This window comes from Vibrio sp. 10N.261.52.C11, from assembly GCF_041471405.1.
GTDB lineage: Bacteria > Pseudomonadota > Gammaproteobacteria > Enterobacterales > Vibrionaceae > Vibrio > Vibrio crassostreae_C.
The window spans coordinates 23861-39634 of the sequence record NZ_JBFROI010000019.1; the positions used below are offsets into that span (position 1 = coordinate 23861).

The 15774-nt window shown below is 42.1% G+C and carries 15 protein-coding genes; 13 read left to right on the plus strand and 2 right to left on the minus strand.

Annotated features, from left to right (window positions below; genetic code table 11):
* Positions 1 to 139 precede the first annotated feature (139 nt).
* The 3 genes from AB4323_RS07185 to AB4323_RS07195 all read left to right on the plus strand — a co-directional run bounded on the left by AB4323_RS07185 (position 140) and on the right by AB4323_RS07195 (position 4096).
* Entirely contained in the window at positions 140 to 1273 is a 1134-nt protein-coding gene (locus AB4323_RS07185) for a polysaccharide export protein (RefSeq protein WP_372122952.1), read from the plus strand.
* 80 nt (positions 1274 to 1353) lie between these two features.
* Positions 1354 to 1794 carry a low molecular weight protein-tyrosine-phosphatase gene (locus AB4323_RS07190; RefSeq protein WP_372152027.1) on the plus strand — a complete coding sequence of 147 codons (441 nt, stop codon included), beginning with the start codon at positions 1354 to 1356 and terminating at the stop codon, positions 1792 to 1794.
* Positions 1795 to 1927: 133 nt separating this feature from the next.
* Complete coding sequence (locus tag AB4323_RS07195) at positions 1928 to 4096, plus strand: polysaccharide biosynthesis tyrosine autokinase (RefSeq protein WP_372152029.1); 2169 nt, start codon at positions 1928 to 1930, stop codon at positions 4094 to 4096.
* A gap of 438 nt (positions 4097 to 4534) precedes the next feature.
* On the opposite strand, the gene AB4323_RS07200 is transcribed toward AB4323_RS07195, so the two are convergent.
* Both AB4323_RS07200 and AB4323_RS07205 read right to left on the minus strand, forming a co-directional pair.
* On the minus strand, positions 4535 to 5140 hold the full coding sequence (locus AB4323_RS07200; RefSeq protein WP_372152031.1) for an N-acetylmuramoyl-L-alanine amidase: 606 nt from the start codon (positions 5138 to 5140) through the stop codon (positions 4535 to 4537).
* Complete coding sequence (locus AB4323_RS07205; RefSeq protein WP_372152032.1) at positions 5092 to 5565, minus strand: hypothetical protein; 474 nt, start codon at positions 5563 to 5565, stop codon at positions 5092 to 5094. The genes AB4323_RS07200 and AB4323_RS07205 overlap by 49 nt, the downstream gene beginning before the upstream one ends.
* Before the next feature lie 286 nt (positions 5566 to 5851).
* Between AB4323_RS07205 and AB4323_RS07210 the strand changes: the two genes are divergently transcribed.
* From AB4323_RS07210 to AB4323_RS07255, 10 genes are all read left to right on the plus strand, one after another.
* Complete coding sequence (locus tag AB4323_RS07210; protein WP_372152034.1) at positions 5852 to 6931, plus strand: helix-turn-helix domain-containing protein; 1080 nt, start codon at positions 5852 to 5854, stop codon at positions 6929 to 6931.
* Positions 6932 to 7093: 162 nt separating this feature from the next.
* Complete coding sequence (locus tag AB4323_RS07215; RefSeq protein ID WP_372152035.1) at positions 7094 to 7414, plus strand: hypothetical protein; 321 nt, start codon at positions 7094 to 7096, stop codon at positions 7412 to 7414.
* Positions 7415 to 7820: 406 nt separating this feature from the next.
* Positions 7821 to 9098 carry a Vi polysaccharide biosynthesis UDP-N-acetylglucosamine C-6 dehydrogenase TviB gene (tviB, locus tag AB4323_RS07220; protein ID WP_372152036.1) on the plus strand — a complete coding sequence of 426 codons (1278 nt, stop codon included), beginning with the start codon at positions 7821 to 7823 and terminating at the stop codon, positions 9096 to 9098.
* Positions 9099 to 9198: 100 nt separating this feature from the next.
* Positions 9199 to 10221 carry an SDR family oxidoreductase gene (locus AB4323_RS07225; RefSeq protein ID WP_372152038.1) on the plus strand — a complete coding sequence of 341 codons (1023 nt, stop codon included), beginning with the start codon at positions 9199 to 9201 and terminating at the stop codon, positions 10219 to 10221.
* A 3-nt stretch (positions 10222 to 10224) separates the two neighbouring features.
* The gene (rfbB, locus tag AB4323_RS07230) at positions 10225 to 11319 is read left to right on the plus strand and encodes a dTDP-glucose 4,6-dehydratase (protein WP_372152039.1); all 1095 of its coding nucleotides are present in this window, start codon (positions 10225 to 10227) and stop codon (positions 11317 to 11319) included.
* Positions 11319 to 12200: a glucose-1-phosphate thymidylyltransferase RfbA gene (rfbA, locus tag AB4323_RS07235; RefSeq protein ID WP_372122939.1), complete on the plus strand. Its 882-nt coding sequence runs from the start codon at positions 11319 to 11321 to the stop codon at positions 12198 to 12200. Before rfbB ends, rfbA begins: the two co-directional genes overlap by 1 nt.
* On the plus strand, positions 12200 to 13084 hold the full coding sequence (gene rfbD / locus AB4323_RS07240) for a dTDP-4-dehydrorhamnose reductase (protein WP_372152041.1): 885 nt from the start codon (positions 12200 to 12202) through the stop codon (positions 13082 to 13084). The genes rfbA and rfbD overlap by 1 nt, the downstream gene beginning before the upstream one ends.
* Before the next feature lies 1 nt (position 13085).
* Positions 13086 to 13628, plus strand: coding sequence for a dTDP-4-dehydrorhamnose 3,5-epimerase (gene rfbC, locus AB4323_RS07245; RefSeq protein ID WP_372152043.1), 543 nt, complete (start codon positions 13086 to 13088; stop codon positions 13626 to 13628).
* A gap of 89 nt (positions 13629 to 13717) precedes the next feature.
* Positions 13718 to 14794 carry a DegT/DnrJ/EryC1/StrS family aminotransferase gene (locus AB4323_RS07250; protein WP_372152045.1) on the plus strand — a complete coding sequence of 359 codons (1077 nt, stop codon included), beginning with the start codon at positions 13718 to 13720 and terminating at the stop codon, positions 14792 to 14794.
* Positions 14795 to 14830: 36 nt separating this feature from the next.
* Entirely contained in the window at positions 14831 to 15745 is a 915-nt protein-coding gene (locus AB4323_RS07255; RefSeq protein ID WP_372152046.1) for a DapH/DapD/GlmU-related protein, read from the plus strand.
* The last annotated feature ends 29 nt before the right edge of the window (positions 15746 to 15774 follow it).

Here is a 15774-nt window from a genome sequence, read left to right on the forward strand (position 1 = left end):
GTTAAGTGGAAGCGAAGTCACAATAGTAGCCTTCCTTAACTCTATTAAATCCTGCGTAGCTGATAAAATTATTCGCTCTAACTTCTTTGGGTGTCCTTTGGGATATCACGACACACTCCGTTTCTATGACTTGGTTAACATGAAGATTAATAAAAACCGTCTCCTTATAGCGCTCCTTCCTGCATTGCTCGCAGGTTGTACGACTCCAGGAACTCACCTTTCAACTGACAATAAGACTGTAATTCAGCCGTCAGAGGAACAGCAAGAGTCTGATGTTTCTGACGTGGTTAACCTTTACCCACTCACGGCTCAATCGGTATCAAGCTATCGAAGTGAACCTCTATCAGCTTCTCAAGCTAATCCTTCATTAGATATTGAAATTGCAAAATATGAATACCAAGTGGGTGTCGGTGATATTCTAAATATTACCATTTGGGATCACCCTGAATTGACCATTCCAGCAGGTTCGTACCGTAGCGCTGAAGAGGCGGGTAATTGGGTTCGTTCAAACGGCACTATCTTTTACCCATACATTGGTAGTGTTAATGTTTTAGGCAAGACGGTAGATGAGATTCGAACTGACGTTGCTAAACGTCTCTCGCAATATATTGAAAGTCCGCAAGTCGATGTCAATGTCGCGGGTTTTCGTTCTCAAAGAACTTACATTACAGGGGAAGTTGATTCTCCAGGGCAACAAGCGATTACTAATATCCCTTTAACATTACTGGATGCAGTAAATCGTTCAGGTGGTTTGGCTGAAGAGGCTGATTGGCGAAATGTTTCATTAACCCGTAATGGTGCGCAAGAATATGTTTCTTTATATGCGCTAATGCAAAAGGGTGATTTGACTCAAAATAGATTACTTCAAGCCGGTGATATTGTTCACGTTCCTCGCAATGATGCTCAAAAAATATTTGTTATGGGTGAAGTGAACGATCCTAAGTTGTTGAAGATTGACCGTGCAGGTATGAGCTTAACAGAAGCTTTGAGTAATGTTGGTGGTATTGATCAGCTGGCAGCCGATGCTACAGGTGTATTTGTTATTCGTACTTCAGATGATAAATCGGAACGTATGGCGGATATCTACCAACTGAATATGGAAGATGTCTCGGCATTGGTGATCGGCACCGAATTTGATTTAAAGCCATATGATATCGTTTATGTTACTGCTGCACCTGTTATCCGTTGGAACCGAGTGATAAGTCAGTTGCTCCCAACCATTTCCGGCTTCAATGAACTATCTGAATCTGTATTGCGCGTTCGCGATTGGTAGTGAGGTCAGGTTACATTTAACGTGTAACCTGATTTTTCATGTTTATAAGTTTCATTAAAGTTAGAAGTTAGAAGTTAGTTATGTTTAACAAAATTTTAGTTGTGTGTGTCGGAAATATCTGCCGCTCACCCACGGGAGAACGTGTTCTACAAACACTACTCCCAAACAAAGAAGTGGCCTCTGCCGGTATCGCTGCTGAAAAAAGTCGTTTAATCGGCAAGCCAGCAGACGACACGGCGATTTTAATTGCCGCTGAAAATGGTGTCGATGTTGAAAATCATCAGTCGCAGCAAGTTACACCACAGCTTTGTGCCCAGTATGATTTGATATTGGTTATGGAGAAGGGCCATATGGAAGCGCTCACTCAAATATCACCGGAAGCGCGTGGTAAAACCATGCTGTTTGGTCAGTGGATTGGCCAAACAGACATTCCCGACCCGTATCGTCAAAGTCGTGAAGCTTTTGAATATGCCTATAAGCTTATTGACGAAGCAGCACAAGCTTGGGCAAAAAAACTGTAACTGTCATTTTATTTAGATACTCTTTACTTAAGCAGTTCAGTTTTGTCGCCAGCAATAGAATCACATGAGAGATAAGGTATACAAGCCGTGTTTAACTTCTCTCCAAAATACTAGTTTAGGAAGTAGCAATCTGATGACAATACAAACATCTCAGCAACCGTCTTCAAATAGTCCAGATGTAATAGATTTAGGGAAATTACTTGGTATCCTGCTGGATGCTAAGTGGCTAATCATGCTCACCACATTTGTTTTTGCTATCTTTGGTATTGCGCTCGCTTTGCTTTCGACGCCGATATACAAAGCGGATTCGCTGATTCAAATAGAAAAAAAGAGCTCTGGCGGTATTTCATCGATGGTGGGTGACATGGGAGATATGTTCTCGCAGGACTCTTCTGTGCCGGCAGAAATTGAGATCATTAGATCTCGTATGATCTTGGGCGAAACTGTTGATAAATTCAATTTGACCACCGTTACCTCACCTATCTACATGCCTTATATTGGTAAGGGTGTTGCCCGTTTAAAAGGCGACATCAACCGCATTGAAGTCAGCCGTTTTGTACTTCCTCGATACACGACGGGTGCCCACAAAATTGAAATTTTAGATGCAGAGCAAGGCACTTACCAACTGGTTCGTGACAATGAGCGCGTGATTTTGAAAGGTCAAGTAGGTGAACTTGCAACAGCAGGCGATTACAGCTTATTTGTAACAGGCTTTGAATCGACAAATGGTTTTGAGTTTTCTATTGGAAAACGTAGTCGCCTTGCGGCCATTGGGTGGTTAAAGGCATCCTTATCTTTGTCTGAACAAGGTAGACAAACCGGTATTCTTAATTTGAGTTTTGCAGGTGAGGACAAACAACAAATTTCTGAAATACTCAACCACATTAGTCAAACCTATTTTTTACAAAACGTTCAGCGTAATTCGGCGGAAGCAGAGAAGAGCCTTTCTTTTTTAAAAAGCCACCTGCCTGGGATTAAGTCTCAATTAAACAGTTACGAAGATACGTTAAATAGCTACCGTCAAAAAAATGACTCCATTGATTTAGGTTTAGAAGCGCAGACAACATTGAGGCTGGTGGTTGGGCTAGAGGCGCAATTGAATGAGTTAACGTTTAAAGAAAGTGAAATCAGCCAGCGTTTTACTAAGGATCACCCTACGTACAAATCTTTATTGGACAAAAGAAATATTCTTCTTGAAGAAAAAGAACGTTTAAATAAACAAGTTCAAAAGTTACCTAAAACACAGCGTGAAATACTACGTATGACGCGCGATGTTGAAGTAAACCAACAGATCTACATTCAGCTTTTAAATAAGGTTCAAGAGTTGAGTATTATCAAAGCTGGGACTGTAGGTAACGTTCGTATCTTAGATGATGCACAAGCGTATGCGGGTGCGATAAAGCCGAAGAAGTCACTGATTGTTGTATTAGCGACGTTACTGGGTGGCATACTAAGTGTGGCGTTTGTGTTGGTGAAAGCAGCGTTTCACCGTGGTGTTGAAAGCCCCGATCAAATTGAACAAATCGGCCTACCTGTTTATGCAGCGGTACCAAAATCTGATTTACAGATTGAGCTATCCAATCGCTTTAAATCAAAGAAGCGACAAACTAAGGGGGCCGAAGCTCTGCTTGCCGAATCTAATCCTGCTGACCTCTCGGTTGAAGCACTGCGTGGCCTTCGTACCAGCTTACACTTTGCAATGCTCGAAGCGAAAAACAACATCTTGATGATTTCTGGCCCTGCGCCGGGCATTGGTAAATCATTCATCTCGACTAACTTTGCCGCAGTAGCCGCAAAAACAGGCCAAAAGGTATTGTTGATTGATGCCGATATGCGTAAAGGTTACCTACAACAAAGCTTTGGTGTGAACTGGGACAATGGTCTTTCTGATGTGCTGAGCGGCAAGCAAGAGTTCGCTCAATCAGTGAAAACCACACCGGTAGAGAACCTAGATATTATTACTCGCGGCCAAGTGCCACCGAACCCATCAGAGCTGCTGATGCACCCACGCTTTGCAGAACTAATGGAATGGGCATCGAAAGAGTATGATTTGGTGATTGTTGATACCCCGCCCGTACTTGCGGTAACCGACCCAAGTATTGTTGGCGCCTTCGCTGGCACCACATTAATGGTCGCGCGTTACGGTCAAAACACCATTAAAGAGATCGATGTAGCTCGCAACCGCTTCGAACAATCGGGCATCGAAGTGAAAGGCGTTATCTTCAACGCCATCGAGAAGAAAGCATCTAGCTCTTACGGCTACGGTTATTACAACTACGCGTATTCGAGCGACAAGAAATAAAGTTAAAGAGCAGTAACGAGATGCGAGTAACCGGGTAAACGAAGAGCTAAAGACAGTAACGGGTGACGGGTAAACGAGATACGAAAAGCGCATCTCGAATCCGTTCTTCATCTCTTGTTACTCGTTTACCCGCTACTCGAATCTGCTCTTTTAGCTCTTCGAATCCCGTCTACCCGCCACCCGTATCTATTCTTTATCCAATCTTCAAATTATTCGAAGACTTAGCTTTTGGTTCTCCCCCTTGAACACCGGACTATTGTGAGTGATGGTGTTAATAGAAGGGGGAGTTAGAGGGGGTTGCTAGCGATGCCTAATCAACCCCTCCCAGCCTCCCCTTATATTGATATTTTCTGCCAAGTAACAGTCGTGATAAAGGGGAGGAGCTAAAAGCACCACTCTCACTTTATTTTCCTCACTTTTCGAATCCCGCATCTGCTCTTAAGCTTTTATCTTCAAAACAGGACACGCCTTATTCACGCCCCAATCTTTATGCCCCTTAACATTCTCATCTGAAATCAAGAACTGCTCTTGCAGTGCAGCCATCAAACCAAACAGTGCCTTGCGCTGCGCAAGTGTGAAGTTATCTTCTGGTTGCAGCTCGGCATTACAACCGCCAACCAAACAAACCCCAATATTGCCCTTGTTGTGTCCTTTCACATGCGCGCCAGTTTGCCACAGCGGCCTGCCCAATTGGACATCCCCATTGCGACGAATAACAAAGTGATACCCCACATCGCGCCAGCCTCTCTTTTTATGCCATTGGCGAATCTCGGCTACGCCTACATCTTGCTGTGGCGGCGTGGCGCTGCAATGCACAGTAATAAAGGAATATGGCGGGCAATGAGGTAAGCGGAGTAAAACCGAAACCAGGCTGAATGAATAGGATGCTGAAGGTAAACAAGGCTCTAACGAAGGGATAAGCTCCATCTTGCTAGCCTGCTCTTCCGAATCAATTCGTTCTTTGGTGTCAGCCCGCTCTTGTAAAACAGACGCTTCTAACGGCTGATTTGGAACTCGATCAGTTGCTGGTGGAGTGTTTGACAAAATAAATCCTCGTGTTGTTGTAAATAGGCGATTAAAGACGTTGATAGCGATTCATTTAAATCAGGGTGCAATGCGATGTGTTGTCGCAGACTGGTGGCTACGGTTTTTTCATAGCCGGGGTGGTGGCTGACATAACGTAAATACATCACGTAATAACCCAGAGGCGATTCACGCCGCGATCGGCTGATCATCCAGCAAATATCGTCATAGCTGGGGGTGTCACCGCATTCATCCTCATTAAAATAACAACCTTCTAAATGGCTTTCTTTATAACCGTTAACTTCATAGCTCAGTACTTGGCCAAACCCATCACTATCACTAAAAAATAACGGCTGACGTGATTGAGTGAGGGAGTTAGCACGGCACTCGATGCTCGCCATTCCGGGTTGATACGCTGAAATAAAAAGAGAAACTATCGCCTTCATTAAGCACCTTATTGCTGCATGGGGAGGGCAATGTACTTCAAGGCTCTTGATTGGGGTTGGCGGGAATAACACGAAAACAGAGGAATACAGAAAAATGAGAGGTGCTTCGAAAAGCCATTGCTTAATAAGGTTGATGTTGCATATCTATCCGAGGCGATTAACCAAACATCTTTTCTTACAACTTATCTCATGGGCCTTTCGCCCCTAAAGCGCCAAAAAGTGTTGTTAATGCTCTGTATATCAATGGATTTCTATACGAATGACTAATTAACAAGGAGCGTTAACCATGTGTGTTTCTCTAATTCTTTCTTTCATCCCATTAAAAACTGGCTCTCCAATAAGCAAGTTGGTGTTATTAAAATTGGCCGATAACGCCGACGCGCGCGGCGTGTGTTTTCCTTCCCTAAATTACTTGGCGCAATATTGCGAAGTGTCGGTAAGAACCGTTAAACGACATGTTAACGAGCTCGAAAAGCAAGGCTTTGTGAAGCGAATAAAGCGGTTTGATGATTCAGGACGCCAGCGCAGCAACATCTATCAGCTGCGCCTTCCCAGCGACAGCCACATTCAGCAGACCGATCTAGTCCAAGCGAATCAAGAGAACGCCAATGTAGAACAAACAGGTTTACCGTCAGCTTCGTCGGAATACCCCCAGAAGACAGAACATGCGCAGAAAACCGACCATTCAGACACTCCCCTGGGTGACTCAAGATCCACCACGGAGAGTGATCACCTGGCACACATAATCTTTCATAAAGAACATAAAACAGAGTTGATCTTGAAAAACGGCCTCTTGGATGACACCGATGTTCTTGATCCCCAAAGCGGTTCTGAACAACATGAGGTATCGACACCTCAAGCCACCACTACTCCAATAAGCCAACAGAATGAAGTCGTGATTCACCTGCTCACCAAAGAGGGCAGCGCGCCGATTTATCATGAGTTCACCACCATATTAGAACGCACCTACCCAAAGTTAGATGTGCTGCAAGAACTGCATGCCATGCAAGCCTGGCTGTACATCAACCCAGATAAGCGCAAACCCTTTGAGCACATTGGTCACTTTGTGAATGGCTGGCTAAGAAGAAGCGACCAAGCCAAAGCGAAGCGAGACTCATCGCCAGTCTTTAAGCAGGCTAGAGCGGCTAAGCAAACAAGAACGGCTAAACCAGCAAGGGCTTCTGCTTCTACATCGACCAAGGAAGCTAAAACCCAACCGGCGGCCAAGCCCATGGTTCACAAACAACCCACGCCCGTCTCTCAGGCCCTAGCGGATTACCAAGCCAAAAGCACCACCAATCCGTTCGAAGCACGTATCAAGGCCCTCGTTCAATCCAAATCGCCCTGCACGGATTCTAAAAAGTGACCATTCGATTATTCACAGACGAAGCGCTTGTTCACATAGCCAAAGCTATTAAAAAAATAGCTTAGAAAACCAAGATCTTAGGAAACCAAAGGCTAGGGAAGACCAAGCGCGAATACAGACAAAAAACGTCAAGATACAAAAGTAGAATTAGGGAGAGGGCAAATGGACGATATCAGCCTAAAAAAACTGACAACGGAAGAAAAAGTCACCATTTTAGAAAAAGAGATAGCGCGAGTGGAAGGGCGCATTGGCGAGTTCTTGAAACTGCTGGTTAACCACTACCCACAAGGGTTAACACGCACCGAGATTAAAGCGTTATTGGCGGTAAACAACAACCCAAGCTTCGTCTCGCTGTATAGAAACGGCAATATTTTCATTGATATAGAAAAGCGCTACTGCGACGCAGCACAAGAAAACCGCTACTTCATAGAAACCCAGTACCTGCAAGACGTACAATGCTCTCGCTGGTTGAATGCGTGGTGAGTTGTTTGTCATGCCAGAGTCAATTTCAAACTGGTTAATATGCACTTACTTTGCTAGAATGCCCCGCATATTTAAAACCGTATGAAAAACGCATAAAGCGTACAAATTGTTACTATTGCCTTTAGGAGCCAAACCTAAGGGCGGTAGCGTACCCAAATTCAGCTCGTTAGCAAGTCAAAAGCGCTACAAGCCACAGAAAGGTTGTTTTTTACGGCTTATTGGGGCGGTTTTTAAAAAGACAGCAAAATCTAGGTTTTATAAGGGATTGTCGAAAATAGACTGTCTCAAAATGAATGAAAAGTGTCTCAGTGTGTTTAATACAACTGAGGCATTTTTATGAGTAAATGACTCTAAGAATTAAGAATTAAGAATTAAGAATTAAGAATATAATATTTTAGGAATAAATATGACGTCCATGTTTGAAAATACCAAAGTAGCGATAATTGGCTTGGGTTATGTTGGCTTGCCGCTCGCAGTAGAGTTTGGTAAAAAAATGCCAACGTTAGGCTTTGATATCAACCAATCTCGCGTTGATGAGCTTAAAAATGGTTCAGATTTCACGCTTGAATGTTCAGCAGAAGAGCTCAAAGAAGCGGAGTTTCTAACGTACACGGCAGACCTTAATGAACTCAAAGAAGCCAATGTCTACATTGTTACAGTGCCTACACCAATTGATGAACATAAGCAGCCTGATTTAACACCATTAATTAAAGCATCTGAAGCTTTGGGCTCGATTGTAAGTAAAGGCGATGTTCTTATTTATGAGTCTACTGTATACCCAGGTGCAACAGAAGAAACCTGTATTCCAGTGGTGGAGTCCGTGTCAGGACTAACGTTTAACAAAGATTTCTTCGCAGGTTATTCGCCAGAGCGTATTAACCCGGGTGACAAAGAGCACCGAGTGACTAATATATTAAAGGTCACAAGTGGCTCGAACGATGAGGTTGCCGAATTTGTTGATCAACTTTACAAAACTATCATTACAGCAGGCACTCATAAAGCTTCAAGCATCAAAGTAGCAGAAGCAGCAAAGGTAATAGAGAACACTCAACGTGATGTAAACATTGCATTGATTAATGAACTTTCCATTATCTTCAATAAACTAAATATCGACACCTTAGAAGTATTAGAAGCTGCTGGCACAAAATGGAATTTCTTACCGTTTCGTCCAGGTTTAGTGGGTGGCCACTGTATTGGTGTGGATCCATACTACCTAACACACAAAGCACAAACGGTGGGTTATCACCCTGAAATGATTTTAGCTGGTCGTCGTCTAAACGATGGCATGGGCAAGTATGTTGTTTCTGAGTTGGTAAAGAAGATGCTCAAACAGCGTATCCATGTTGAAGGAGCAAACGTATTAGTGATGGGGCTTACTTTTAAAGAAAACTGCCCAGATCTGCGTAATACGAAAGTGGTTGATATTGTCGCTGAACTAAAAGAGTACAACATCAATGTCGATGTTGTTGATCCTTGGTGTTCAAACGAAGAAGCACAGCATGAGTACGGCTTATCGTTAACCCAGCCAAAATCCAACCATTACGATGCCATCATCATGGCGGTAGGCCACAATGAGTTTAAGCAAATGGGTGCGGCAGAAATTCATGCATTAGGTAAAGAGGCTCACGTACTTTACGACTTGAAATACGTATTGGATAAATCAGATGTAGACATGCGTTTATAGGTTGGTTGATGGGAGGGGAGATGTCTGTTATTTAACAGAATGATTATCCCTCCTTACCTCCTTAAGCACTGAAGTACTGAATCGTTAGTAAAGAGACATCATGACTAAATTCGAACAAATTAAAAGTGAACTTGTTGCCGCTCCCAAAACCTGGTTAGTAACCGGTGTTGCCGGCTTTATTGGCTCCAACCTTCTAGAAACATTATTAAAACTAAACCAAAAAGTGGTTGGTTTAGATAACTTTGCAACCGGCCATCAGCGTAACCTAGATGAAGTAAAAGGCTTAGTTGAGGTTAACCAGTGGGATAATTTTACCTTCATAGAGGGTGATATTCGCAATTATGAAGCCTGTCAGGATGCTGTCAAAGGCGTAGATTACGTTTTACACCAAGCGGCATTAGGCAGTGTGCCCCGTTCTATTGCTGATCCTATTACTACTAATGCGGCGAATATCACGGGTTTTCTTAATATGCTCACTGCTGCTAAAGAAGAGCAAGTTAAAAGCTTTACCTATGCGGCGAGTAGCTCGACTTATGGCGACCATCCAGCGCTGCCTAAGGTTGAAGACAATATCGGTAACCCACTATCACCTTATGCAGTAACCAAGTATGTAAATGAGCTTTATGCGAACGTTTTTGCTCGTACTTATGGGTTTAAAAGCATAGGGCTGCGCTACTTTAACGTATTTGGACCAAGGCAAGATCCAAACGGTGCTTACGCAGCGGTGATTCCAAAGTGGACAGCATCAATGATCCAGGGTGAAGAGGTGTTCATTAATGGCGATGGCGAAACCAGTCGCGATTTTTGCTTTATCGATAATACGGTTCAAATGAATATTCTGGCAGCTACAGCACAAGATGATGCGAAAGATGAAGTGTATAACGTGGCGTTGGGTGATAGAACCACCCTAAACGAGCTTTATGCTTCAATTCAAAATGCGCTTAATGGGTTAGGGTTTAGTTTAGAGTCAGCTCCAACCTATCGCGATTTCCGTGCGGGTGATGTAAGGCACTCACAAGCAAATATTGCAAAAGCGCATGAAAAGCTTGGCTATGTTCCAGAGTATCGCATTCAAGATGGTATCAATAAGGCGATGCCTTGGTACAAAAAATTCATAGGCTAAAAAATGAAAATACTGGTTACTGGCGGTGCGGGCTTTATCGGCTCTGCTGTGGTTCGACATATTATCGAGAATACACAAGATAGCGTCGTGAATGTCGATTGTTTAACGTATGCAGGGAACTTAGAGTCACTCGTCACTGTTGATAAAAATGACCGTTATGCATTCGAACAGGTAGATATTTGTAATCGTTCAGAACTAGATCGAGTATTCAACGAGCACAAGCCTAGCGCTGTAATGCACCTTGCTGCAGAGTCGCATGTCGACCGTTCAATTACAGGCCCAGCAGCGTTCATCGAAACTAACGTTGTCGGTACTTATACATTATTAGAAGCGACGAGAGCTTACTGGAATAACCTAGATACAGAGGCTAAGCAGGCTTTTCGTTTTCATCATGTATCAACAGACGAAGTCTATGGTGATTTGCCGCATCCAGATGAAGTTGAAGAAGGTTCAAAGCTACCATTATTCACAGAAGAAACGTCGTACGAACCGTCAAGTCCATACTCAGCCTCAAAGGCAAGTTCCGATCACTTAGTGCGATCATGGCTTCGTACTTACGGATTACCAACTATGGTAACCAATTGCTCAAATAACTACGGGCCATATCACTTTCCTGAAAAGCTAATTCCATTAGTGATTTTAAATGCATTAGAAGGAAAAGAATTGCCCATTTACGGTAAAGGCGATCAAATCCGTGACTGGCTGTTTGTTGAAGACCACGCTCGAGCGCTCTACAAAGTGGTGACCGAAGGTAAAGTGGGCGAGACCTACAATATTGGTGGTCATAACGAGAAGAAAAACCTCGAAGTTGTGAATAGGATTTGTGAAATCTTAGACACATTAGTCCCGAAAGACTCGAAGTATGCAGAGCAGATCACCTATGTGCAAGATCGCCCTGGCCACGACCGTCGATATGCGATCGACTCAAGCAAAATGCAGCGTGAACTTGGCTGGGTACCAGAAGAAACCTTCGAAACTGGCCTTAAAAAGACTGTTCAATGGTATTTAGACCATTCAACTTGGTGCCAAAACGTACAAGACGGCTCATACCAACGGGAGCGTTTAGGCGTTGATACATCTCAAGAAGGTGAAAGTTAATGAAAGGAATTGTTCTGGCGGGTGGTTCAGGGACTCGATTATATCCATTGACTCGTGGGGTGTCGAAACAGCTATTGCCTATCTATGATAAGCCGATGGTGTTTTACCCAATTTCTACATTAATGCTGGCGGGTATTAAAGATATTCTAATCATTACAACACCTGAAGATAATGCCGGTTTTATGCGTCTATTGGGTGATGGTTCTGATTTTGGTATTAATCTAGAGTATGCAATTCAACCAAGCCCTGATGGTTTAGCACAGGCATTTATCATCGGTGAAGAGTTCATTGGTGATGACAGCGTCTGTTTAGTTCTTGGTGATAATATCTTCTACGGTCAGTCTTTTTCTAAAACGCTGCAAAGCGCAGCGTCAAGAGAATCTGGTGCCACGGTATTCGGTTACCAAGTCAAAGATCCAGAGCGTTTTGGTGTGGTTGAGTTTGATGAAGAGATGAAAGCCGTCTCTATTGAAGAGAAGCCTCAAACACCAAAGTCCAACTATGCAGTAACGGGGCTGTATTTCTACGATAATCGTGTGGTGGAAATGGCCAAGCAAGTGAAGCCATCACACCGTGGCGAGTTAGAAATTACAACCCTCAATGAAATGTACTTAAATGACGGCTCGCTAAACGTAGAGTTACTCGGTCGTGGTTTTGCATGGTTAGATACTGGAACGCATGAAAGCCTGCATGAAGCCTCGTCTTTCGTGCAAACGATTGAAAATGTTCAAGGCTTAAAAGTCGCGTGTCTAGAAGAGATCGCATGGCGCAACGGTTGGTTGAGTGACGAGCAAGTGTCTACTCTAGCTAAACCGATGATGAAGAATGATTATGGGCAATACCTCACCCGTTTAGTCAATGACAAACAAGGTATAAAGTAATGCGTGTATTAATCACCGGTTGTCACGGTCAAGTTGGTTCAAGTCTTACTCAAAAGCTCAGTGAACGTAAAAATACAGTAGTGCTAGCTCTTGATAAAGAGCAACTCGATATAACAAATAGCGATGCTGTTTTTGCAGCAGTTGAGGTATTTCAACCAACGGTGATTATTAATGCTGCAGCGCATACTGCTGTTGATAAAGCAGAACAACAAATTGAGTTATCGTATGCAATAAATAGAGATGGTCCAAAATACCTTGCCCAAGCAGCACAAAGTGTTGGTGCGGCCATTTTGCATATCTCGACCGATTATGTCTTTGAAGGCGATAAAGCGAGCGAGTATGTGGAAACGGATGCGACAAACCCGCAAGGCATTTATGGTAAAAGTAAGCTCGCCGGTGAAATCACCGTGGCACAAGCTTGTGATAAACACATTATCCTGCGTACTGCATGGGTGTTTGGTGAAAATGGCAATAACTTCGTGAAAACCATGCTGCGTTTAGGTGAAAACCGAGACGCCTTGAGTATTGTTGGTGATCAGTTTGGTGGGCCTACCTATGCGGGTGATATTGCAGAAGCATTGATTCAAATTGCGAAGCGCATCACTCAGGGAGATATGGTGGATTACGGTGTTTATCACTACTCGGGTTTGCCTCATGTGAGTTGGTTTGACTTTGCTGATGCTATTTTTGATGTTGCGGTTGAGCAAGGAGTACTAGCGAAGAAGCCGAGCTTAACAAGCATCACGACCGACCAATACCCAACCCCTGCTAAGCGGCCAAGTAACTCTCGATTGAGGAACGAGAAAATCATCCAAAATTTCACTGTTGAAGCGAGTGATTGGAAGGCGGCATTAAACAATATTCAAGCGTATACAGGATCATAAAATGAAAGTCATTGACACTAGTATTCCTGATGTGAAAATTATTGAACCAAGCGTATTCGGTGATGAACGCGGTTTCTTTATGGAAACTTGGAATCAAAAACGTTTTGAAGAACAAGTTACAGGTAAACCCACTCAATTTGTGCAAGATAACCACTCAAAATCGAAGAAAGGCATTTTACGCGGCCTACATTTTCAAACCAAAAACACGCAAGGTAAATTGGTCCGTGTGGTTTCTGGCGAAGTGTTTGATGTTGCCGTCGATATTCGCAAAGACTCACCAACGTTTGGTCAGTGGGTAGGTGAATATTTATCTGCAGAGAACAAGCGCCAACTGTGGGTGCCTGAAGGTTTTGCACATGGCTTTTATGTAACAAGTGATGAGGCGGAGTTTGTTTATAAGTGCACTAATTATTATGACCCTTCCTCTGAAGTCTCGATTAAGTGGAATGATAAAAATATTGGTGTGAAATGGCCTATATCTACACTACCAATATTATCAAAAAAGGATTTAGAGGGTGTTGATCTAATATCTACTCGCTATTAAATAGTATCATCTAATGGATGCCATGCTACATGACTAGGTATTAATTGGCAGAATGATACTGCTATTTTCTGTTCGAAGGGAAATTTAAAATGATCGCATTAAACTCACCAGTAAAACCAAACCTTAAAAAACTATATAAGTATCTTGAGAAAATCAACGATAATGGCTGGTATACAAATTTTGGTCCAATTCATAACGAGTTAACGGAAAAGTTAGAAGAATATTTAGGTGTTGAAAACCTACTTCTAACAAATAATGGCACATCGGCTTTGCAGATAGCAGGGAGGGCGATTGGTAGTCAGTCCGTTATTTCAACCCCATTTAGTTTTGTTGCGACGGTTAGTGCATTTAAGTGGCAAAAAGACGAATTGGCTTTTGCTGACATAGACAAAGCGAGTCTAAATTTATCACCACACGCAATAAATTTGGCTTATAAGAAAGGCTGTAAGGCTGATACTGTAGTTGCAACGCATGTTTATGGTAATCCGTGCGATGTTGATGCTATAAGCGCGCTAGGTGAACAGTATAATTTTCAGACTATTTATGATGCTGCTCATGCGTTTGGTGTTAATGTGAACAATAAATCGGTACTTAACTACGGCGATGCAAGTACTTTAAGTTTTCATGCAACAAAAGTATTTCATACTGTAGAGGGCGGAGCCATTGTATTTAGGGAAAGAGATGCTTATGAGAAGGCTGAAGAAATTATTAACTTTGGTATAAGGCCAGATGAAGGTATTGTCAATATCGGTATTAATGCCAAAATGAATGAGTATCAAGCTGCTGTAGGGTTAGTTAATCTTGATGAGATTGATAATGTTTTGAATCATAGAGCTGAACTCTTTCATGCGTATCGTAATGGCTTAAAAAATATCGTACAACTACCGGAGTGGCACCCTGAAGCTAATGCAAACGGCGCTTATATGCCTATTCTCCTAGAAAATGCCAAGCAACTGAAGAATGTGTCGAAAGCTCTGCAGAATAACAACATTCAAAGTAGACATTACTTTTCACCTTCTTTAGATAAAGTGTTTGTTGATAGTTATAATTACGGGACGGTGAATAGTTGCGATGCGTCTTCAAGAATATTGTGTCTTCCAATGCATGCTCATATGACTATCTCGAATATCAATCAGGTTGTAAAATCTATAGATAGTGTTGTTTGATTTTTATTAGTAATTCAGTGGCTTTGAGGTGTTGACTTGATTAATACAGATATTGTGCTTAAAAATCTAGATTTTGTTTGCGAAGACTATGAGTCTTTTGGACAAAATTGCGATGTAAACGGTTTTGCAAGCATTAAAAAAATTGAGAAACGTAAAGTTTATTATTGTATAGGTAGTACACCTGATTTGATTGATCAATCGATTGTTATCATATCAGATAGAGAGCAAGCAAACAGCAATGTTAATTTTTATATATTAGTAGATAACCCTCAATTGGTTTTTTACAAGTTAATGAATGAAATATATAAAAATAATGTGTATTCAATTGCTGATTCTTCATTTATATCGAATGAAACAAAGTTAGGTACCAACATTAATGTTGATGAAAATTCTGTCATAAGAGCAAATTCAATAGGTAGTAATGTCTCTATTGGTGCCAATGTAGTAATTCATGACAACGTGATGATTGGAGATAATGTGACTATTTCTGACAACACGGTAATAGGTGCCAAAGGTGTTGCATGGATTTGGGATGAAATAACTGGTGAAAGGGTTATTCAACCGCAAATTGGTTATGTAGAAATCGGAAATGAAGTTTTTATTGGCTCTAATGTGACGATCGTTCGAGGCTCAGTGAATGAAAGTACAATTATTGATAATAACTGTTTGATTTCCCATGGCTCTCAGATTGGGCATGGCGTAAAAATTAACCATCATACACACATAGCTAATAATTGTACTTTAGCTGGAAATGTTGTTATTGGTTCTGAATGTTTTATAGGAGCAAGTGCAACTTTTGCTTCTCAAGTGAAAATTGCTAATAGAACTACGATAGGTGCTGGAGCAATTATATCAAAAAGTATTGAGAATGAAGGTTCTACGTATATTGGCATGCCAGCTAGAGCCATTCCAACACAAAATAAGTTAAATGGAGTTCCAAAAAGGAAATGATATATTTTAAATTTAAAGCTGACCGTAAC